The 20,188-nt window shown below is 54.1% G+C and carries 18 protein-coding genes and 2 pseudogenes; 10 read left to right on the top strand and 10 right to left on the bottom strand.

Features of this window, described 5'->3' with window-relative positions:
* Positions 1 to 110: 110 nt before the first annotated feature.
* The 7 genes from J3P82_RS10805 to J3P82_RS10835 form a co-directional block, all read right to left on the bottom strand.
* Positions 111 to 2,747: a LuxR C-terminal-related transcriptional regulator gene (locus tag J3P82_RS10805; RefSeq protein WP_434562946.1), complete on the bottom strand. Its 2,637-nt coding sequence runs from the start codon at positions 2,745 to 2,747 to the stop codon at positions 111 to 113.
* Between the two features lie 253 nt (positions 2,748 to 3,000).
* Complete coding sequence (locus J3P82_RS10810) at positions 3,001 to 3,810, bottom strand: N-acyl homoserine lactonase family protein (RefSeq protein ID WP_434562948.1); 810 nt, start codon at positions 3,808 to 3,810, stop codon at positions 3,001 to 3,003.
* A 198-nt stretch (positions 3,811 to 4,008) separates the two neighbouring features.
* Complete coding sequence (locus tag J3P82_RS10815; protein ID WP_434562950.1) at positions 4,009 to 4,395, bottom strand: carboxymuconolactone decarboxylase family protein; 387 nt, start codon at positions 4,393 to 4,395, stop codon at positions 4,009 to 4,011.
* Positions 4,396 to 4,413: 18 nt separating this feature from the next.
* A complete protein-coding gene (locus J3P82_RS10820; RefSeq protein WP_434562952.1) occupies positions 4,414 to 5,310 on the bottom strand; it encodes an NAD(P)-dependent oxidoreductase in 897 nt (298 codons plus the stop codon).
* 106 nt (positions 5,311 to 5,416) lie between these two features.
* Positions 5,417 to 6,112: an alpha/beta hydrolase gene (locus tag J3P82_RS10825; protein WP_434562954.1), complete on the bottom strand. Its 696-nt coding sequence runs from the start codon at positions 6,110 to 6,112 to the stop codon at positions 5,417 to 5,419.
* Between the two features lie 14 nt (positions 6,113 to 6,126).
* Positions 6,127 to 7,083, bottom strand: a complete 957-nt coding sequence (locus J3P82_RS10830) for a VOC family protein (RefSeq protein WP_434562956.1) — start codon at positions 7,081 to 7,083, stop codon at positions 6,127 to 6,129.
* A 51-nt stretch (positions 7,084 to 7,134) separates the two neighbouring features.
* Positions 7,135 to 8,190, bottom strand: coding sequence for a maleylacetate reductase (locus J3P82_RS10835; RefSeq protein WP_434562957.1), 1,056 nt, complete (start codon positions 8,188 to 8,190; stop codon positions 7,135 to 7,137).
* 427 nt (positions 8,191 to 8,617) lie between these two features.
* Here J3P82_RS10835 and J3P82_RS10840 point away from each other — a divergent pair, with 427 nt between their 5' ends.
* From J3P82_RS10840 to J3P82_RS10870, 7 genes are all read left to right on the top strand, one after another.
* Positions 8,618 to 9,235, top strand: a complete 618-nt coding sequence (locus J3P82_RS10840) for a TetR/AcrR family transcriptional regulator (RefSeq protein WP_434562959.1) — start codon at positions 8,618 to 8,620, stop codon at positions 9,233 to 9,235.
* 156 nt (positions 9,236 to 9,391) lie between these two features.
* The gene (locus J3P82_RS10845; RefSeq protein ID WP_434562961.1) at positions 9,392 to 10,420 is read left to right on the top strand and encodes a Rieske 2Fe-2S domain-containing protein; all 1,029 of its coding nucleotides are present in this window, start codon (positions 9,392 to 9,394) and stop codon (positions 10,418 to 10,420) included.
* Positions 10,421 to 10,510: 90 nt separating this feature from the next.
* Positions 10,511 to 11,458: a PDR/VanB family oxidoreductase gene (locus tag J3P82_RS10850; protein ID WP_434562963.1), complete on the top strand. Its 948-nt coding sequence runs from the start codon at positions 10,511 to 10,513 to the stop codon at positions 11,456 to 11,458.
* 142 nt (positions 11,459 to 11,600) lie between these two features.
* On the top strand, positions 11,601 to 12,407 hold the full coding sequence (locus tag J3P82_RS10855) for an SDR family NAD(P)-dependent oxidoreductase (RefSeq protein ID WP_434562965.1): 807 nt from the start codon (positions 11,601 to 11,603) through the stop codon (positions 12,405 to 12,407).
* A gap of 26 nt (positions 12,408 to 12,433) precedes the next feature.
* Positions 12,434 to 13,600, top strand: coding sequence for a serine hydrolase domain-containing protein (locus J3P82_RS10860; protein ID WP_434562967.1), 1,167 nt, complete (start codon positions 12,434 to 12,436; stop codon positions 13,598 to 13,600).
* A 38-nt stretch (positions 13,601 to 13,638) separates the two neighbouring features.
* Positions 13,639 to 14,898: a cytochrome P450 gene (locus J3P82_RS10865; protein ID WP_434562969.1), complete on the top strand. Its 1,260-nt coding sequence runs from the start codon at positions 13,639 to 13,641 to the stop codon at positions 14,896 to 14,898.
* A 117-nt stretch (positions 14,899 to 15,015) separates the two neighbouring features.
* Positions 15,016 to 15,975, top strand: coding sequence for a SphA family protein (locus tag J3P82_RS10870; protein WP_434562971.1), 960 nt, complete (start codon positions 15,016 to 15,018; stop codon positions 15,973 to 15,975).
* Between the two features lie 190 nt (positions 15,976 to 16,165).
* On the opposite strand, the pseudogene J3P82_RS10875 reads toward J3P82_RS10870, so the two are convergent.
* Positions 16,166 to 16,360 (bottom strand): annotated as a pseudogene (locus tag J3P82_RS10875) (TolC family protein); the annotation flags it as partial.
* Between J3P82_RS10875 and J3P82_RS10880 the strand changes: the two are divergent.
* From J3P82_RS10880 to J3P82_RS10890, 3 genes and pseudogenes are all read left to right on the top strand, one after another.
* The gene (locus tag J3P82_RS10880) at positions 16,307 to 16,648 is read left to right on the top strand and encodes a calcium-binding protein (RefSeq protein ID WP_434562973.1); all 342 of its coding nucleotides are present in this window, start codon (positions 16,307 to 16,309) and stop codon (positions 16,646 to 16,648) included. The pseudogene J3P82_RS10875 and the gene J3P82_RS10880 sit on opposite strands and share 54 nt — an antisense overlap.
* A gap of 7 nt (positions 16,649 to 16,655) precedes the next feature.
* On the top strand, positions 16,656 to 17,051 hold the full coding sequence (locus tag J3P82_RS10885; protein ID WP_434562975.1) for a calcium-binding protein: 396 nt from the start codon (positions 16,656 to 16,658) through the stop codon (positions 17,049 to 17,051).
* Between the two features lie 658 nt (positions 17,052 to 17,709).
* Positions 17,710 to 17,829, top strand: a pseudogene (locus tag J3P82_RS10890) (hypothetical protein); the annotation flags it as partial.
* Positions 17,830 to 18,006: 177 nt separating this feature from the next.
* Here the strand turns inward: J3P82_RS10890 and J3P82_RS10895 are convergent.
* Together J3P82_RS10895 and J3P82_RS10900 are read right to left on the bottom strand one after the other, a co-directional pair.
* Positions 18,007 to 18,903: a LysR family transcriptional regulator gene (locus J3P82_RS10895; RefSeq protein WP_434562977.1), complete on the bottom strand. Its 897-nt coding sequence runs from the start codon at positions 18,901 to 18,903 to the stop codon at positions 18,007 to 18,009.
* Positions 18,904 to 19,062: 159 nt separating this feature from the next.
* A complete protein-coding gene (locus J3P82_RS10900) occupies positions 19,063 to 20,055 on the bottom strand; it encodes a zinc-dependent alcohol dehydrogenase family protein (RefSeq protein WP_434562979.1) in 993 nt (330 codons plus the stop codon).
* Between the last annotated feature and the right edge of the window lie 133 nt (positions 20,056 to 20,188).

Below are 20,188 nucleotides of genomic sequence, written 5' to 3' on the forward strand. Positions count from 1 at the left end.
TTCACCTGACCTATCCGGGCTGTCCCCTGCGCAGCAGGTGGAGGGGACTGCTCGATATCCGTCCAGGACGGGCAGGATGCTTGATAACCGATCGTTAATCTTCACCGTTATCAGCGCAATATGCCGAGTTGGCGCGCCCGATCAGCGGCCTGCGTGCGACGACGGACGCCGATCTTGTCGTATATCTGTTGGAGGTACCATTTCACCGAGCCTTCGGTCATCCCTAATTTGCCGCCGATCTCCCGATTGAGCAGGCCCATGGCGACCATTTCCAGAATATCGATCTCGCGGCTATTCAGCGCTCCAAGGATGGGCGAGGGTTCGCTCGTGTCGAGGCTTGGCTTGAGGGTGACGCCCTCGGATCCTTGCATACGACTCAGCAAGTCAGTCGCAAAGGCATCGGCAGGTTCCTTACTCAATACCGCATTTTTCAGTTGTTCTCGAAGCAGGCTTTCCAGCCACGGTCCTTCATCAAGGAATACGCGGATGAAACCGCAAGGGGCTGCTTGCAATATCGTTCTGCGTAACATGCGCTGAGCTGCCCTATGGTCTCCGGACAGCACCGAAAGGTGGGTGATCAGTAAACCCCAGCGAATCATGTTTCGTATCGCGTCGACATTTTCAAGATACCGGTGCCAAAGCTTTGCCAGGTTCAATGCCTCTGGTAAGCGATCTTCGGCCTGCGCAATTCTGATCCACGCTATGGCGCGCGCTTCGTCACGAGTATTTGCTCGTGTGCTGGGCGAGACGTCATTGATTGGGCATCGTAGTCCATTGCGCCGACCAAGGCGGATGACTTCGTCGGTATCTCCCCGGCGCAGTAACCACTTCAGGCGCTCGGCCAAGGTGAACAGTCGCAGGCGTTCGAAGTTATGCTCAGTCGCAAACACATCCGCCTCATCCAGCGTGGAGAATGCAGCGGCTTGATTGCCTTCAATCATCAAAAGACGAGCGCGGGTCAACCAACCGGCAATTGCCTGATCGACGTAGCCGATAAATGTTGCTTGAGGAAGGTAGTGGTCCAGCAAACTTGCTGACTGTTCCAATTCATCGCGCTCGTAGTGAACTTTGGCCAGCAGCACAGCGACCATCGCCGCCAGGGGTGAGCTCTTGCCGGCAAGGTGTTCTGCGGTTCTGAGAGCGTTATTGAGTGCCTGGATCGCTGCGTGTGTTCGGCCAACCATCAGTCTTGAGGGGCCGACAACCGCGTTGTGAAATACTTGGCCCAGGTCGTTGGGCAAGCGCTTCAGGTGCTCCGTAGCCAAAGCATTTAAGCGCTCCACATCGCCCAGTTTGTAATGTTCGCGCTGAGCACTGATCAGCGCCGTGTAAAGGCTGGCCCGTACTACGGGATGGGCGTCGTCGTAAGACTCAAGCAGGGCCTGGGCACGCACTTGCACAGTGGACAGGTCGTCACTCATCAGTGCCCGCATCAACTCACGGTGTTGAAGTAAGTAATTGAGCGAACGCAGCTTCTCTTCCGGTAGCAATTTGTCGCGTTCTAACTGATTGATGCGCTGACGAGCCTTCTCCATCAGTTCTGCGCAGGTCTCAAATTGCCAGAGCATTTCAAGCTGCCAAACCTGCGCGAGAAGGATGTAGGGGAAGCGCCCGATGATCTCTCTCGGCAGTTTATCCACCATTTGCCAGGCATACTCCTGGGTCGCAAAAATGTCCTGACAATGGGTGTCCATGATTTCTGCTGCACGGTGCATTTCTCTCGCAGCGAAGGCTTGATTGAAGGCCTCCAGGTGATCGCCTTGCTCGGAAAACCAGTCGCTGGCGCGGGCGTGCAGGGACAGGAGCAGTCCGCCGTCCTGTTCGCGTAATTCCCTCCTCAGGAATTCAGCGAACAGTGGGTGATAGCGATACCAGGATTGCTGGTCGTCTATGGGGGTCAGGAACAAGCCAAGACCTTCGCATTCGCGCAGCAATTCTTGACTGTGCTCAATTCCTGTCAGTAGATGGCATAGCGGGGCGCACAATCGCTCCACCACAGAGGTGCGCAAGAGAAACGTTCGAATGACTGCAGACTGTCGATTGAATACGTCCTGAAGAAAAAACTCGGCGAACTGTCGTCTGTCGCCGGAGAAGTGGGTGAGGTTGTGGATCAACTCCGGATCGCGACGGAGTTGGATGGCGCTCAAAACCAGGCCGCCGGTCCAACCTTCGAGGCGCCTGCCCAGCGTATGAAGCTGGCGTTGATCGATTCCTTGAACGCCATGCAATTCCAGTAGTGCGCTGGTTTCCATGTCTGTCAGATAGAGATCGCGTACGCCGAGGTCGAATACCTTGCCGTGCATTCGAAGTCGCGCTACCGACAGGCAGGGTTCACCGCGGAAACTGAGAGCAAAATGGAGGTTGGCGGGCGCTCGCTCAATTAGCATGGAAAGGACCCGGACGGAATCGCTGCCCGCGAGTTGATGAACGTCATCAAAAATCAGATAGAGAGGCGTCGCCAGGTGCCCATCCAATAAGGCGAGCAAAGCGTTGAGAGCATCCATCAACCCCGTGTCGCCAACTCGGGTCAACTGCCCTGATAGTGCTCGGGGTTGGCCTGCCAGCTCAATCATCGCCTTGAGATACGCGGTGAAAACCGAGAGTTCACGCTCGGAGCTGTCGATAGCTAACCAGGCAACGCGTTTACCCTGCGCGCGTAAACTCTCGCAGTACTGCGCAAGTACGCAAGTCTTGCCATAACCTGGTGGGGATTGCAGCAGGATCAGCGGGGTGTCGATCGCCTCCATCAGACGGTTCTGGAGGTGTGGCCGCGGGATGAGTTGAGCGAAGCTGGGAGGGTGCAACTTCGAACTGAGCAGAGCGATGTTTAAAGAATCCTGGGGTTCCCGAAGGAACTTATGCTTATCACCGCGCATACGCAGCAAGCCTCCAAAAAGTACGGGTCGATGTGTTCGACCTCTTGTAGAAATGGTCTGTATACGGAGGCCAAGGGGCAGGGTAGCGCCTCGATACTATCACGCAGACATTGTCCTGCGACCCTCAGCGTCGCTCGATTTGGGGGGCTTTGTGTAAAGCAACAATGTCGTTGGTCGGGTCGCCCTCAAAGGGGAAGTACCTGCGCACCATTGGATCGTGTCCTGGGATCACGTGATCCGGCGAGTCGGCCAGGGAGAGTATTTTTTGATATCCATCGAGCATGTCGCCTACGTGGAACACCACAGGGAATGGCGATTCTTCGATCATATTGTCGTAGTAGTGACTCGCATCCGAGGCCAGGACCACCCAGCCGCGCGACGTATGGACCCGCACGGCCTGCAGTCCCTGGGTATGACCACCAATGTGGATCAGCTCAACGCCCGGAGTGAGTATTGTGCTGCCCTGATGAAAGACGACACGTTGTTGGTAGACGCCCCGTACGATATTGATCACATCATTCACATTGAAAGGGTGACGTAGGGGGGAGTAGCGCATGTAACGGCCTGTCGCGTAGTGCAGCTCCGATTCCTGGAGATGGAACCGGGCGTTCGGTAGCAAATCCACGTTGCCGGCATGATCGTAATGCATGTGGGTAAGGATGACTTCGCGTATGTCTTCGGGAGTTAAACCCAGTAGCTGTAATGCCTGAATTGGGCAGCGCAGCAGCGTTCGCCCGCGAGCATCAGCCGCAGCCTGATTAAAGCCGGTGTCCACCAGGTAGTGATTGGACGAGCCGCGAATTACCCAAACGAAATAGTCCATGGGCATCGGACCATCGTGTGGATCTGGAGCTATAAAGTTGTCGCGGCGCGAGCGCTCGAGATGTGCATAGCGCACGGCAAATATTTCGTACTCAGGCAGTGGGCGCATCATTTTGACCTCGGCTGCAGAGCAGATGGTTTGCTCCGCGTTTTGGCGATAGTGTTCTGCGTTTCGCGGACGCCTGCTTCAGCCGGATAATGGTTATGGTTAGAGTCGCGAGCACGCAGTGGAAGTGCTCGCTGAGTGCTGCAATGTTGAGGAGTCGAAATCCCGTCAGGCAATGCATGGCTTCGACGGGAGTATCAGCTGTCAGGAGTTTTGTGCATCCCACGCGGCGATCGCTTCGCTGGCTACACGAAAGGCGGCCAAAGCCAGTGGCACGCCACAATAGATGGCAGCCTGCATCAGCACTGCACGAATTTCTTCTTTGGTCACGCCATTGGTCAAAGCACCTTTGACGTGTACGGACAGCTCGTGGTGTTGGCTCATCGCAGTCAACGCTGCAAGGTTTACGATGCTTCGAGTCTTGAACGACAGCGTGTCGTCGCCCCATACTTCGCCCCAGCAATACCTGGTCACCAGTTCCTGCATCGGCTTGTTGAATTCGTCAGCGCTGGCCCACGACTTTTCAACGTGTGCAGCACCCAGTACCGCCTTGCGATTGGCAAAGCCTTTCTCGAACGTTTCGTTACTCATCGTCATCTCTCCGTATAGTCAGACTGCGGAAACCTTAGGCACTTCGATCCCGGCCCATTGCTCGAGCACGCAGACCATTCGGGTAAAGTCGGAACTGTCACCGTAGGCAGCGCGAGTCATATTGAGCATTTGGCGAACGGCACTGCCGACCGGCATTGGAATACCCATCGCTTCAGCTTCATCCAGGCACAAACGTGTGTCTTTCAAAGACAGAGCAGTCGTGAAACCGAAGTCGAAGGTGCGCGGCAGCACCGCTCGAGGAAGCTTGTCGACAGTGGCGCTATTACGGCCACTGCCAGCATTGAAGACATCCAGCATTACTTGAGGGGCTAACCCGGCTTTGACGCCCATCACCAGTGCTTCGGAAGAAACCGCCAGCGCAGTGACCGAAACCAGATTGTTGACGAGTTTCATCGTCTGCCCCAAACCCGCACCTTCTCCGCAGTAAATCGCTTTACCGAGCAGATGGAGCGTCTGGGCGATTTCATCAAATGCCGCGCCGGGGCCGGAGACCATTAGAGCCAGCGTGCCCTTTGCCGCACCCGCAGCGCCGCCACTGACAGGGCAATCAAGGGCGATGATTTTGTGCGCTGCAAGTTGATTGGCTACCTCCTTGGCGACCCGTGGGCCAGTGGTCGACAAGTCGATATAGACACGTACTTTTTTGCCTTCGACTACGCCATTTTCACCCAATGCGACTTTCTCAACGATTTCGGGGGTGGGCAGGCTTACAAATACGATTTCGGCCTTACTCGCCACATCCGCCGCTGACTCGGCACGCTGCGCTCCGAGTGTGGTCAGGCGATTTACCGCGTCGTTATTCAGGTCAAACACCGTCAAGGCTAATCCGGCTTGGACAAGACGCGTGGCCATGGGCTCACCCATGGTGCCGAGTCCGATAAAACCTATGTTCATAGTTGATGCTCTCTTTACCAGTGGTGAAGCAACTGTTCAGGGGATGAGTCGCCTGTGTGCTCCTGTTCCGGTTTGCCACACGGCAACGGACACGGAGTGAGCGAGGTCATGGCCAGGGCATGCGATCTGGCGACTGGGCTGATTCAGGCTGTTTCGTTGCAAGTCGCATCGCACTTCTCAGCAATGTCCTGCTGATCATGATTTCGTCGTCGCAGACTTCATGACTTCGCCCGGGGTAAACCTTCAGTTCGGCGTTGGCGCCCATGGCATTGAAGACTGCCAACGTTTGCCTGGTGCGGTCTAAAGGGACCCAGGGATCTTGATCTCCATTGCTGAGCAATACAGGCATTCCTTCAAGGCAACCGGTTGTTTCCCAACGGGTTTCCTCCGGTCCGATCAGTCCGCCGGTGTACGCCACCAATGCGGCGAAGCGTTGCTGTTTCCTGAAGACGTACTCGCACGCCAGACAGGCGCCTTGCGAGAAGCCGACGATCGCGATGTTTTCGTTTGCAATCCCGCGTTCATTGAACTCGCTCAGCAACTGATCGAGTCGCTCCAGAGCGAAGTCCAGACGTGGTTGGTTATTCGCCAGAGGCTCCATGAACGGGTTGGGGTACCAGGAATTATCCGCGGCATCCAGCGCGATACATGGCATTTCCGAAAGGTTCAGTCGACTAGCGATAGTCAGCATGTCGCTGGATGACTGCGTTCTGCCGTGGATGAATATCGCCACCCAGCCAACGCTCTCAGGCGCTGGACCTGAGCAATGGACGGGTAATGCCAAGTGTGGGTTTGCGCTCATGTCTCCCACCTCTATCAATATTTCAGTGGTTCGAGGTAAGCGATGATCTCTTGTGCCCTGGCCCCTAGTTGGGGAGGGATCTGGATGGATTTACCGAGCGACTCGAAGGGCTCGTCAACGGTGAATCCGGCGGGCTTGGAAACAGTCGCTTCGAACAATGCTCCGCTGGGTGTGCGGACATAGACGGAGTCGAAGTAACCACGGTCTTTGCGGTCAGAGACATCGGTGTAACCGAGGCCTTCCAGATGCAACTTAACGTTGCGTTGCACGTCGAGGTCCGCCACCTCGAACGCGCAGTGGTGAACAGTACCTTCCCCGTATGCCCATGAACCTTGGGGCAGGTCCGGTTCAAGTTGATAATCGATGACCGCACCGCTGCCGCCGTTGCCTACTTCAAAGCGGGTGAACCGTCCGTCCGTATTGGTCCTGGTGCCGTTCCATCCGTAGTGCATGAATTCCGAAGAGTTCTCCAGGTCTCGCACAGACACCGTAATGCCGTGCGTTCCACGAATGCCGAACCCGGAAGGCACAACACCATTTGAATAGGGCTTGCGATCATCATCTGCAATACCTACCAGCTCGTAACAAATTCCACAGGGGTGGGCGAAATGAAGAAGGTTCTCTCCGAAACGCTCCTGATACTCGGGTTTGAAACCGTGGCTTTCCAGATGTTTTGCCCAAAACACAAGCGATGACACCGGAACGGAAAGCGCGAGGGTCTTGATTTGTCCACTTCCCGAGCGTCCCTTTCGACCGGATTGGCGCATCGGAAAGCATGTCACCAACGTACTCTCCTCGCCGATATCGTTTCCGTAGTAGAAGTGGTAGATCGGATCGTTACCGTCGTAGAGGCCGGTTTTCTTGACGCTCTTCAAACCCAACACTTTTGTATGAAAGTCGTAGTCATCCTGAGCACTACCCACGTTCAGGGTGATGTGGTGATGGCGCAAAATATGGGGATTGAGTTCCATGTCGTCTCCTTTTTCGTTCTTCACGAGCGAGTTGAATTATCGAGTTGCCGATTACGGCCGAGTACCGGCCCAGGCGTTGGCCAGCAATTCGCCAATTGCTTTCGGCTCAATTGCACGTGGATTCCAATAGGGCGACGCGCAGGCAATATCGGTCGCTTTTGCAAGGTCGGATTGCTTCAATCCCAGCTCGGCAAGGCTGGTGGGAACCCCAAGGCTTTTGGCTAAATCGAACAATCCGCGAGGTGCGTTATCGACACCCAGTGCGGCTGCAATTCGAGCCATGGCCGCCGGCGCGGCGTCAAAGTTGTAGGCGGTTGCATGGGGCAGCACTGCTGTGTGAGTTTGGGCATGCGGAAGGTTGAAGGTACCGCCCAGCGTATGGCACAACTTGTGGTGAATGGACATTCCGACCGCACCAAGACATACGCCGCACGCCCACGCGCCATACAAAGCGTCCGAGCGCGCCTCTCGGTCTTGCGGATTCTTGATGATGCGCGGCAGAGCCCGGGCAATCGCTGCAATGCCCTGTTCTGCAAGCATCGAGATCAGCGGATTGGCGTCTTTCGCGTACAGCGCTTCCACAGCATGGGCGATTGCGTTGAGCCCACTGGTGACGGTCATCTCAGCCGGTAGTCCGAGGGTTAGATCGACGTCATACACGATGACTTCAGGCAGGACCTTCAGGGTCTTCTGAGTGGTTTTAATACCGTTTTCAGTGTGACCAATAATAGGCGTGGCTTCTGATCCGGCGTAGGTTGTCGGAATTACGATTTGCGGCACATCAGTGTGCAGCGCAATGGCTTTTGCAAGTCCGATTGTGGAGCCGCCACCCAGCGCTACGACGCAATCCGCCTCGGCCTCTCGAAAAATTTGCAGGGCGTGGAGTGTGACATCAGTAGGCGTGTGCATCGTCGCATTCGCATAGACACCAACAGCCAGATCACCCAACTGCGCGGCCAAGTGTTCGGCTTGCGTCTGTTGCTCAGGCGTACTGAGCAACAGCGCGCGAGCACATCCCAGGCCCCGGATCTCGTCCCCAACCTGGCTCAAAGTGCCTGATCCAAAAATCACTCGCCCGGGCAGGGCATTGAAAACAAATGGTTGCATCCATCTCTCCGCAAAAAAGGTATTCACCTCGGATTTTGAGGTGTTACGCGTCGATGCTGGGTGGACCGGAGCATGGAGATGGCGGGGCGACCTCCAGCCAAACTGGGGTCAGCTGAGGACATTGCCTGACTGTTGTAAAGTCTGCACTCCGGTCCGTGTCCAGTGTTTCTCTTATCCAGACTGGAGATTCATGCAGCAGGGCCAGGCAATCACCTATCAAAAGATAGTGTGGTGAATCATGAGTTAGCGCAGTGTTGTTTAGGATGCCATCAGGGGCAGTCCTACGGATTTCAGATGGCTTGGAGCAGGCCATCGGGTTGGCAAGTTTTCCGGGCTGTGGCGCCAGGTGATACGCTGGCCAGTAATACCAATCGTTAGAGCAGACGATAGATGAGGTCTGCATGTGCTACGACCTGAGGAGGCTGAGTTGAAAGATCGTAAAGATGCCACGGTGGTTTCGCCCATTCGAGAAGCGCAGGCGAGAATGACCAGGGATCGAATTGTAGAAGCGGCCTTTCAGGCATTCTCGGTCAAAGGGTATCAGGCGACATCCGCTACGGAGATCGCTTCTGCCGCAGGAGCCAGCAGAGCGACCTTTTATCTGCATTTTGCTACGAAGGCGGAAATCATCGTTGATGTGATCGAGCGAAACCAGACTGAGCTGTTCCAGCGCTATACCCTTTTTGCCAGAGAGTGCTGCGGCACGGAGAGAGATATCTGTGTTTGGCTGATGGGCAACATCGAGAGTTGGAAGGGGGAAAGCCTTCACTACCAGGCCATGGAGCAGGCTGTTGCCACTGAGCCCAAGGTCGCGCAGCGATGGATCGATAGCATCAGTGAAGCCGCCACTCGATTCACACGCGAGCTTGATCCAGCGTCCAACGCGAACCATTTCAACGATAATCATCGCGCAGTATTGGCCTTGATGATTCAGTTCGAGAGGGTGATGTTTTTTTCGGTTGTCGGCAATCTGCTCGACGTAGAGCCCTTCTGTCGCGTCCTGGCCGCCCAGTGGTGGGCCGTCCTTTCCCGCATCCGCGGATAATTTTCTAACGCATCCTTAGCTGGAGACACCGTTTGTCACCGGGTAGAAAATTTCGCCTAAAATAGACACCTGTCTACTCAGTTGTCTATTGACAAGTTACGTTGCCTGAAACAACATGAATTCAATCCCAAAACAACTCCAATCAGAGGATTAATCATGTTTCAACTGAACGCGTGGTACGTCGCTTGTACCCCTGATGAGTTGGTCGAGAAACCCCTTGGCAGGCAAGTCTGCGGCAAGAAGATGGTGTTCTTCCGTGGCGCTGATGACCTTGTATGCGCCTTGGAAGATTTTTGCCCGCATCGCGGGGCCCCACTCTCTCTGGGGTATGTCGAAAACGGTAATCTGGTCTGCGGCTATCACGGTCTCGCTATGGGCTGCGATGGGCATACCGCTTCCATGCCCGGGCAGCGGGTCGGTGGTTTCCCCTGCATTCAAAAGTTCGCTGCGGTTGAGCGATACGGTTTCATCTGGGTCTGGCCAGGTGATCAATCGTTGGCCAACGCCGACGAAATTCATCATCTTGAATGGGCGCAAAATCCAGAGTGGGCTTACGGCGGCGGTCTGTATCACATCGCCTGTGACTATAAACTCATGATTGATAACCTCATGGATTTGACCCATGAGACTTATGTTCACGCCTCCAGCATCGGACAGAAAGAGATTGATGAGGTCCCTTGCAAAACGTCCGTCAATGACAATGAAGTTGTGACCGAGCGGCACATGCAAAGCATCATCGCGCCGCCATTTTGGAAGATGGCGCTTCGGGGTAACGATCTGGATGAAAATGCCCTGGTCGATCGCTGGCAGATCTGCCGATTTACTCCTCCGAGTCACGTGCTCATCGAAGTGGGTGTTGCCCTTGAAGGAAAGGGTGGTGTTCATGCGTTACCTGAACACAAAGCCTCTTCCATTGTGGTGGACTTTATCACTCCGGAAACCGAGACTTCTATTTGGTACTTCTGGGGCATGGCTCGCAATTTCAAACCAGGCGATAATGAACTGACGGATACAATCCGTGAAGGTCAGGGGAAAATTTTCTCGGAAGATCTGGATATGCTCGAACAACAGCAGAAGAATCTGCTGCTGTATCCGGAGCGTGCGCTGCTTAAACTTAATATTGACTCGGGCGGTGTTCAATCGCGGCGAGTGATAGATCGCCTTATTTCCGCAGAAGTCAGTTAATTAAATAAAACCCTTCAGTGACGTTATTCGCGTATTTGCCTACTGTCTGTGGGTGGGTGTCACCTTTTTGAAATAGCAGGAGATCTGACCGTGATAAGTGTCAGGATTGCCGACCGTAAGTGCGAAGCCCATAATATTTTCAGTTTTGAACTGGTGTCTGCCGGTGGAGAGGCGTTGCCACCTTTCAGCGCAGGCTCCCATATTGACATCCATCTTCCCAATGGGTTGATTCGACAATACTCGTTGTACAATAGCTCGCAAGCGGACCACAGCTACAAAATTGCCGTCTTGCTGGCCCCCGAGGGGCGCGGTGGCTCTAGCGCGATGCACCAGTTACAAATTGGCCAGGAATTAAAGATTAGCCAGCCTCGAAACTTGTTTCCTTTAAGCCATGAGGCGAAAAGGACGCTGTTGTTTGCTGGAGGCATAGGTATCACGCCGATACTTAGCATGGCTGAGAGACTGTCTCAGATAGATGCCAAATTCGAATTACATTACTACAGTCGATCCTCGGAACATGCTGCATTTGCTGAAAAACTAAAAAATTGCAGTTTCTCTGATCGGGTCAACCTGTATTTCGACTCGGAACCGGATACCAAACCGGACCTGGCCTCGATGCTGGCAAACCGAACCCTTGATGAACATCTCTTCGTCTGCGGACCCACCGGTTTCATGAACTTCGTCCTGGATACCGCCCGCACTGTAGGCTGGGGAGAGGCCCGGCTGCATAGAGAATATTTTGCCAACGAGGCCGCTGATACTAATTTAGATCAAAGTTTTGAAATCACTATTGCCAGTACCCAACAGGTATTGAATGTACCTGCAGAGCGCAGCATCCTGCAGGTGCTGATGGAGAACGACATTGAAATCCCTTACTCCTGTGAGCAGGGTGTATGTGGAACCTGTCTTGTGCGGGTGCTGGAAGGCACGCCGGATCATCGTGACCTTTATCTTTCGGCTAGCGAGAGAAGTGCGAATGATCAGATTCTGACATGTTGTTCCCGAGCGCGTGGGAAAAAGCTCGTGCTGGATATTTGATCGCGCCCCCGTATCTATTGTTGGCTGTCGCCGGCAACGCAAGATTTTTGAACGTTTAAATAAAGTGACGCTGGATCGTGATTGAGATGCGTAATTCAGGCCTGTGCGCACCTGCGCTATTAAAATAACTATAGAGGTTCCTATGAAACTTGAAGGAAAAGTCGCTTTTGTTACCGGTGCCGCATCGGGTATTGGTGCCGCAACGGTTGAGCTTTTTGTATCAGAGGGTGCTACTGTAATTGCCACAGATCTGTCCCTGGCAAAGTTGATCGACAAGTTTCAAGATCCACGGATCGAGTGCGTGGAGTTGGACGTGAGTAATAGTCAACTAGTAAGTGCAGTGTTTTCCAGCGTTAATAAAAAATATGGCAAGCTCGATATTCTCATTAACGCTGCCGGCATCAATGCACCGACCAAGGAAGCTAACGATAAGTTGGTGAAGGCCAATATCAGCGCTTTTGAAGCAGCTGCTCGAGGTGAGCGATTTCTCCCTGCGTTTCTCGAAGATACGACAGATGAAGAGTTCGCTAAAGTCCTGGCTGTCAACCTGGCCGGTACTTTTTATTGCCTGAGGGCAGCCGCGCCACTCCTGAAAAAAGCCGGCGGCGGGTCGGTAGTCAATATCTCGAGCGTGGCCGCTTTGGTCGGCGTGCCCATGCCTCTTTATTACCCTGCTTCAAAGGCCGCTGTCCTTGGCATGACCCGTTCAGCTGCCGGCGAGTTGGCGCCTCACAACATTCGTGTCAATGCGGTAGCCCCAGGGGCCGTCGATACCCCGCTGCTGAGTTCACAGCCTCCGGAAATCATGGAGAAAATCATCGCAATGCAACCTATCCCAAGAGCCGCACAGCCATCGGAAATTGCCCAAACATTGCTGTTCCTCGCCAGCGACGATGGAGCGTATTACACGGGGCAAACGCTCTGCCCATCCGGCGGCATTTACATGTAATCAAACCCTTGGGTAGGAATAGTCACATGCCAAACAACAATAAATGTTTTGACCCTGCTGCTTTGCAACGCCTGGACGATGCCATCAAGAATGATATCGGGTCGGGGCTGTACGACGGCGCCAATATAATCCTGGCACGCCATGGTCAGATTGGCTATGAAGCCTCGATTGGCTGGGCCGATAAAGAGAGCGGTCGACATTCCACGCCGGATGATATTTATCGGGTGTTTTCTCTCACCAAGGCGTTTACAAATGTCATGGTGCTTCAGGCCATCGACAGGGGCATCTTGTCACTGACCACCAAGGTCGTAGACTTGATTCCCGAGTTCTATGGCCGGGATCGATTCCGCAGCGGGCGCAAAGACAGAATCAACCTGGGGCATCTGCTCACTCATCGTGCTGGCCTGGTTCCGACGCCTTGCCCGCTTCCCTACGACCAACTGGGCGATATGAATGCCGTGGTTGATGCAATCTGTCAGCTGGATGTGACAGGCGAGCCCGGGGTGACACTCAATTATTCCCCGACGCTGAACCACGTACTGATGGCTGAAATGGTTCGGCGCGCCAGTGGCGTAAATCGGTTCAAAGATCTACTGCAGAGCAATCTCTTCGATTCCCTGGGAATGTCCAGTACCGCTTTGGGGGCTCCTGATGCGTGGAGCGATCGGTATGTCCCGATCAGAGCCAGGTTTCCTGATGGTGGCTGGCTCTCGGTGGCAGATATCGAGGTGATGAACGACATCATCAACAGTGAGGCTGAGATGCCTTGGGTTGGGGCGGTATCAACAGCCAGAGATGTGTTCAAGTTTGCCGAAATGCTGCGCTCTGCCGTCAAAGGCGCTGAGGGCACGATCATAAGCTCGGCGATGATGGACGTCGCAACGACCAATCAGACGGGTGACCAGCCAAGCGACCTCTATAAAGCGCTGGCGGAAGCACGGGGTTGGGAAGTTCCTCCTGCCAACTTCGGCTTGGGGTTTGCACTTTCAGGATCCGGTCTCTATCCGTCCTATTTTGGACCAACTACCAGCCCCCGGACATTCGGAAACTACGGGGCTGGCTCCACGCTTTTCTGGGTTGAACCGGCACGGCAAGTCACATTCGTATGCCTGACCGCCGGGATCATGGAGGAAAGTGAAAACCTTTTGAGATTTCAGCGCCTTTCAACCTTGGCTATCGCTGCAGCCATCTAATACCTCTCTCCAGTTTTCCTCAAGGCAGGAGCCCCACCATGAGTCGTTGCCCTTTTAATCACTCCGCACCGGCAGAGTTCGACCTCTTCAGCAATTTCTATTTGAATGATCCTGCAGCTGTGTTCCAGGGCGCCAGGGAAAATACCCCGGTATTTTGGTATGAGCCCATAGGTGCATGGATCATTACTCGCCGCGCGGATGTTGACGCAGCTCTGATGGATTGGGAGCTGTGGTCATGCCAGTCTAACGGCGCGTTCATTGAAATCCCGGCTGAGTACTCTTCGATCGTGAGTACCGAGCTCATGAGCGAGATCATGATCGGTATGGACCCGCCTAAGCATACGGCTGCTCGCAAAGTCGCTCAGAAGGGTTTTCTCAAGCCCAATATCGCCAAACTCGCACCGGAAATTGAGGCTCGTGCCAACAAAATTCTCGACAAGCTGGCGCCTGCCGGCGCAGCAGAGTTCATGGAGAGCTATTGTCTGGAATTGACCACTCAAACCTTGATGGCGCTCTTGGCGCTCCCTCCAGAACATGAAGGTTTCATCCGCCAACTGCGAGACGATCATTTCCGTGTTCTCGCCAGTGGTCGTGAACCGATACCTGAACCGGAACGTTCAACCGTCTGGCAGCGGTACGCAGCGGCACAAATTCATCTGCGCAAACTTGTTGACGAGCGACGGGAAAGTGAAGAGAGCGATATCATTTCCATTATGGCGAGCGCGCGCGAGCCTGATGGGTCGCATGCGCTTTCCAAAGAGCGAATCTCAATGCACCTGACGGAATTTGCTGCGGCGGGAACAGACACCACTGCCCAAGCGATGGCAAACGGGATCACCTTTTTATCTCAGCACCCTGATCAACTGGCAGATGCACTTGGTGATCCCTCCCTGTGGCCGAAGGTCTTCGAAGAAACGGTTCGACGCAGGCCATCCGCTCCGTTCTCTTCGCGTGTTGCGACCAGGGACACTGAGGTGGCTGGGGTAAAAATCAAAAAAGGAGACTTCGTGTGGCTTGCATTGGTGAGTGCAAACACCGATCCGGCCGGTGTGGTCGACCCGATGGCTTTCAATATCCATCGCGAAGTGTTGGATGAGCAGAGTCACTACGCCTTCACCAAAGGACGCCACACTTGCCTGGGTGCACCTCTAGGACGCCTCCAGGGAGCGATTGGCCTGCGCGTTGCCTATGAACGTCTGAAGTCGCTCCAAACCAAGCCTGATCAGGCACCGGACTTTCTGCCGCTGGCACTGCTGCCGATTCGTCGTTCCCTCCAAGTCCAATGGGATGCCACATAAAAAATCTATTGGTAAAGAATGCTCTCGCAGGCCCGAATACCAAGATAGCCTCGCGGTTCGGTGACCTGCGCGATCAAGACTACGTATACATCTAATAATAATAGTCCGGAGTCACTTATGTACTGCGCCAAGCGAATTTCAAAAATTACTTCCATCGCTGCGATATTGATTATTTCATTAAATGTGAATGCCGCAGAATCAATCTCCCCCGCAGGGCCTATCGGAGGAACCGATATACGATCCGCATTACTTCCTCCGCCGGGTAACTACGGCGCTGCTGTCACGGGCGGTATGAATATTGATAAGTGGTATTCGTCCGGCGGGGGATCAATGGATGCGGATGGGCATGTCTACTTTGCTGGTACAGGATTGCTGCACGTCTATAACCAGACCTTTTTGTCTGGAACTATCGCTTCCAGTCTCTACCTGGGGGCGTTAGAAACCTGCTTCGGTATTTCCAAAGTGTCCTGTGACTCAGGTATTCAAGACATCTACTCTGATGTGTTCGCCTGGAGTCTGTTTAATCCGTCGAAAAATTTCTCACCTGATAGCCCCATACCCTATGGCACAGCGTATTGGGTCGGACTTGGCTTGAATATTCCAACCGGAGATTTCAAGAAGGACCGAGTGCCCAACGTAGGTTCTAATTTTTACACTCTTTCGCCAAACGTAGGCATCACACATACCATACCCAGCATTTTACCCAAAGGGGCAGGGGACGCTACAGAGCTAAGTGCGAGGCTCTTCTTTAATTACTATACTGAAAACCCTAATACTGATTACCAGTCGGGCTATGTCGTAAGCCTGGATTTCGCGGGCACTCAACGTAGTGGATCATGGCAGTACGGTATTACGGGGACCGCCTATAAGCAGCTTAATGATGACACGCTCAATGGCGAGCATTTGGGCAATGGCGGCAATCGCGCTGCGTTACTCAGCGTGGGTCCATTGCTGGCCTATGATTTCAAAATTGATGGTAAACCATACAATTTTATGGCCAAGTTCCTCACCTCGGCTTGGGGGGAAAATACTACCGGGGTAAGTGGTCTGACACTTCGTTTGGTTACCGAATTTTAAAGCATTATCCAGTTATTGAGTTTCACGCGACGTTTAAATGGACCTGCTGAAAATTTTTCTGAGTGATGCAGGCTCTTACGCAGGCGGCGGTACATTGCCGCCGAAAAATCGTTCCTGAACGTATTGGTCTTCCTTTCTACGGTATAGGGATATGAGTTTCAGGCAGCTATCCCATCGTCCGACGGCGATATCATTCTTGCAGAGTCCTTGACCCGATACGCCCACCTGATGCTTCCCGCTGCCAGCCACCACCCAGTGCCTTGAACGTGGCCGCGGCGGCTTGAGCCGACTAGGTTTGCGCCTGGGCCCCGGCATCGGAGGCCGCCAGAAGATGTTCATCCGCATCCAGCACTTCGATCAGGCTGACCACGCCTTTTTCATAGGCGATACCAGCGCAGGTGTGGTTACCCACAACGCCCTTGAGCGTGTGGAGTTTGCTGATGGCACATTCTGGACTTCTGCGGATATTGCCGCGACGGGGTTGAGCCAAGTCGGCACAGCAACTGTAGAAACCCTAACCGGTTGGTCCGGCAATGACATCATTCATGGTGGGGACGGCAACGACGCCCTGTCAGGCGGCGCAGGCGCCAACCAGCTTTACGGCGATCCCGGGGACGAAATCATCACGGTTGCTACCGCCTCAGGGGAAACACTCGGTTGGCGGTACCGGTAATGACACCATGATCGGTGGTTACTACGCCGACACCTACGTGTTCAACCTGGGGGATGGTAAAGACGTCGTTACAGACGACGATGGTGGCTACGTCGCGACTGATACGGTTGCATTCGGAGCAGACCTAAGTCCTCAGGATTTGTGGTTTAGCCGTAGCGGTTCGAACTTGGAAATCCGAGTCACTGGGGCTACTGATAAAGTGACAGTCAACAATTGGTACCTAGGCACGGCTAACCAGATTGAGGTCTTCGAAATGGCCGACGGCAAAGGTCTTTTGAACAGTCAGGTTCAGAACCTGGTCGACAAGATGGCATCGTTCGGAGTGCCACCGGGAGCTGAAACGAGTCTTACTATAGATCAACCTGCACAACTAGATTTGGTACTGGCTGCGAACTGGAAATAGCGTTCTCGAGGTATTTAAGTAGTTTTCCAATAGTCGTTCTGAACTAGCTCTCCTGCGTGGGTTTACTCTCAGCGGGCGAGGAACAGCCGCTGTGATACGTTAAAAAAGAGGCTTCGGTCTCTTTTTTATCCGTTTCCCTGCCCTTTCAAACAACCCCCAGATTTCTAGCCTCTAGCCCGCGCTGTCGGCGTGCCTGCTGATCGCCGTAATTTTATACTGAATCTGAGCAACTGATGTCTGACCTGGGCTGAGAAGGGCAAAACATGCCGGATGGAAGCGGCTAACAATGGCTTTTACACACTCTGGCCGCTCTGCCACTCATGGTGACAAGCCGTGTTGGTCAAAACCGAATGCATTCGTTGGTCAGAACGAATGCAAATGACCGGTCAGGTTAAATGCAAACAGGTGGTCAAGTGGAGCGTAATTTCGCAGTTATGGGGGCGAAATGCACGGTCAGGCGTATCAGCTTATCGAGGATTGGTTGAACTCTGCGGATGAGCTAGATGTGGATTTGATTTTCACTGCTCCATAAAGTCGTTTTCAGATGCGCTTGTCATGCGTGAGACCACAGTTTTGAATTTAGGAGCGCCCTCTAACGCATCGTTAAGGCTTGGGTATTTTCCATCGACCTCGACCCCGCACCATATGGTACCCATACGTGATGGTCACTGGCGGCATACGTCGATGTCCGGTTGCCGAGAGCGTCGTGCAGAGCGGTGTCGACATGGTGGGCATCGGAACCGCGTTGGCCATCGATCCTTACCTGCCGCGTGACTGGCTACGCATTTCGCACGCGTCAGTATCGGCGTTGGGTGGAGAGGCGTTCGATGTGAGTTGATGTTTATTCAATGCTTGATGAGCCAAGGGGAGGACACTTTTGTTGTTGAACTGCAATGGGATACGATTCAATTGGAAATGACTGCTTCATAGCAGCCAATACCGATGGGGCCGCGCGCTAAGGCAGTTTTTCTTGGAACAACGCACTTACCCACTCGACGAATACCCGCACATTGGGTGAGAGATGACGGCGATCTGGAAACAACACGGAAACGGTCTTCGGCTCGACTGGAACATCCGGCAGAACCTCCACCAAACGGCCACTTTCGATGTATCGCTGCAACGCCGGGCGCAGCCCTTGCACCATCCCAATCCCCGCCAATGCGCAGTAAAGCAAAGCCTCAGCGTTATCGACGACAATGCCGCTGCGCATCTTCACATTAATAGCGTTACCGTTGGCCCTGAAGCGCCAGGGCATGATCTGGCGGCGCTGTTCAACCATGAAATTGACTGCCAAGTGCGCCTGCAAATCATCCAGCGTATCTGGTAAACCATGTTTCTTTATGTAGGCGGGAGCCGCGCAGGTCACCAAAGTTACCTCGCCGATACGTTTGGCAATCAGGCTCGAATCATCGAGATCACCGAGCCGCACGGAACAATCGATGCCTTCTGCGATAAGGTCGTTCAGGTTGTCAGTGGCTCCCAAAGATATTTCCAGGCCAGGGTAGCGCTCCAGGAACTCGGGCAGTCGCGGGATTATGACCGCGTGACCGAGTACGGTCTGCATGTCGATCCTGAGCTTGCCTCGCGGCGGACGAGTCGGCGAAAACCAGTCCAGTGTGTCTGCTAGTTCAGCGAGTAATTTCCGGCTGCGGTCATAGAATTCATCGCCAGCTGGCGTGGTGTTCACTCTACGCGTGGTGCGGTGTAACAGCTGCACGCCCAATTCGCGCTCTAGATTCTGGATGTTCTTAGAGAGCGCCGGGCGATGTACATTGAGCGCCTCGGCCGCTTTGGTGTAGCTGCCATGCTCAACCACTGCCACGAACATTTGCATGGCTTCAATCAGGTTCATCGTCAATCTCCATCTACCTGCGCATCGGGCCAGACCTACTCTGCATGATGATAGCGAAGCCGGGCTGCCTCTCTCTTAGGCACCAAAAAAAAGCCCTCATGGCTTGAGGGTAGGCAGCGATGGCGTACGGCAGCCAAACTGACTGCCGCAGCATTTTACTCAGTCGACCACTACGACGATTTTGCCGATTTGCGCATTCGATTCCATTCGGCGGTGTGCTGCCGCGATGTCAGTAAGCGGGAAGACCTGGTCGATGACGGGCTTGAGTTGGCCGCCTGCCAAGCCTTTGGTAACGAACGCCTTGGCATTGGCCAGCTTTTGCATATCCATGGTGATTTCGAATAGCTCGTAGCCGCGCACGGTCAGATGCTTGCCAAGAATGTCAAAGACTGGAACCGGGATATCGCGATGATCCAGGGCGCCGTATTGGAAGAAGATTCCCGTGTTGGACATAGACTTGATCAGTTTGGTTGCCTCGGGGCCACCAACGGGGTCGAAAACAATACGCGCACCTTTGCCACGAGTGATCGCTGCCACCTCGGCAATCAGATCTTCTTCCTGAGTGGCGATGACATGTTTTGCACCCGCATTCAGCAATGCCTGACGTTTGGCACTTGTGCGGGTAAGGGCCACCGGGATGGCTCCTTGCATATTGGCGATCTGGATCGCTGCCAGCCCGACACTGCTCGATGCAGCCGGAATCAGCACGGTTTCACCAGCCTGTAGATTTCCGTACTCAATCAACGCGCCGTACGCAGTGACAAACATCATCCAGCTGGCCGCTGCCTCCACGAAGCTGAGATTGGACGGATGCTTGACGACAGCATGCGCAGGCGCATTGACCACCTCACCATACATGCCGTAATCAGCGAAGGAGAACGCCGGCACGACACTTACTACGTCACCAGGAACAACGTCGCGGACGTCACTGCCAACCGCGCGGACAATCCCGGCCGCTTCATAGCCCAGCTTCGCCGGGAACTGGGGCTCGATCACGTACTGCCCCGTGCGGTACATGATTTCAGCACGGTTCAGGCCGATGGCTTTGACTTCGATCTGAACCTCGCCGCTTTTCGGCTCCGGTACTGCGAATTCATCGAGGGTCAGAACATCAGCGTCACCAGTACGGTGAAATTGGACAACCTTGGACATGGCACACCTCATTAACGGCTACTTCTGAAAAGATATGCTAATGCTACTGACCTTCTTGCCTGTGAAAGAGCGCTGATCGGCTCATAGATTGGTACTCAAAAAGAACCAATACCAGGCCGGTAGTGTCTAGTCC

This window comes from Pseudomonas sp. Z4-20 (assembly GCF_051131955.1).
Lineage (GTDB): Bacteria > Pseudomonadota > Gammaproteobacteria > Pseudomonadales > Pseudomonadaceae > Aquipseudomonas > Aquipseudomonas marvdashtae.

Coding starts and splice junctions, on each gene's coding strand:
- J3P82_RS10805 (WP_434562946.1), bottom strand. CDS start 2,747: ATGGAGGCGATCGACACCCCGCTGATCCTGCTGCAATCCCCACCAGGT.
- J3P82_RS10810 (WP_434562948.1), bottom strand. CDS start 3,810: ATGATGCGCCCACTGCCTGAGTACGAAATATTTGCCGTGCGCTATGCA.
- J3P82_RS10815 (WP_434562950.1), bottom strand. CDS start 4,395: ATGAGTAACGAAACGTTCGAGAAAGGCTTTGCCAATCGCAAGGCGGTA.
- J3P82_RS10820 (WP_434562952.1), bottom strand. CDS start 5,310: ATGAACATAGGTTTTATCGGACTCGGCACCATGGGTGAGCCCATGGCC.
- J3P82_RS10825 (WP_434562954.1), bottom strand. CDS start 6,112: ATGAGCGCAAACCCACACTTGGCATTACCCGTCCATTGCTCAGGTCCA.
- J3P82_RS10830 (WP_434562956.1), bottom strand. CDS start 7,083: ATGGAACTCAATCCCCATATTTTGCGCCATCACCACATCACCCTGAAC.
- J3P82_RS10835 (WP_434562957.1), bottom strand. CDS start 8,190: ATGCAACCATTTGTTTTCAATGCCCTGCCCGGGCGAGTGATTTTTGGA.
- J3P82_RS10845 (WP_434562961.1), top strand. CDS start 9,392: ATGTTTCAACTGAACGCGTGGTACGTCGCTTGTACCCCTGATGAGTTG.
- J3P82_RS10855 (WP_434562965.1), top strand. CDS start 11,601: ATGAAACTTGAAGGAAAAGTCGCTTTTGTTACCGGTGCCGCATCGGGT.
- J3P82_RS10860 (WP_434562967.1), top strand. CDS start 12,434: ATGCCAAACAACAATAAATGTTTTGACCCTGCTGCTTTGCAACGCCTG.
- J3P82_RS10865 (WP_434562969.1), top strand. CDS start 13,639: ATGAGTCGTTGCCCTTTTAATCACTCCGCACCGGCAGAGTTCGACCTC.
- J3P82_RS10870 (WP_434562971.1), top strand. CDS start 15,016: ATGTACTGCGCCAAGCGAATTTCAAAAATTACTTCCATCGCTGCGATA.
- J3P82_RS10880 (WP_434562973.1), top strand. CDS start 16,307: ATGTTCATCCGCATCCAGCACTTCGATCAGGCTGACCACGCCTTTTTC.
- J3P82_RS10885 (WP_434562975.1), top strand. CDS start 16,656: ATGATCGGTGGTTACTACGCCGACACCTACGTGTTCAACCTGGGGGAT.
- J3P82_RS10895 (WP_434562977.1), bottom strand. CDS start 18,903: ATGAACCTGATTGAAGCCATGCAAATGTTCGTGGCAGTGGTTGAGCAT.
- J3P82_RS10900 (WP_434562979.1), bottom strand. CDS start 20,055: ATGTCCAAGGTTGTCCAATTTCACCGTACTGGTGACGCTGATGTTCTG.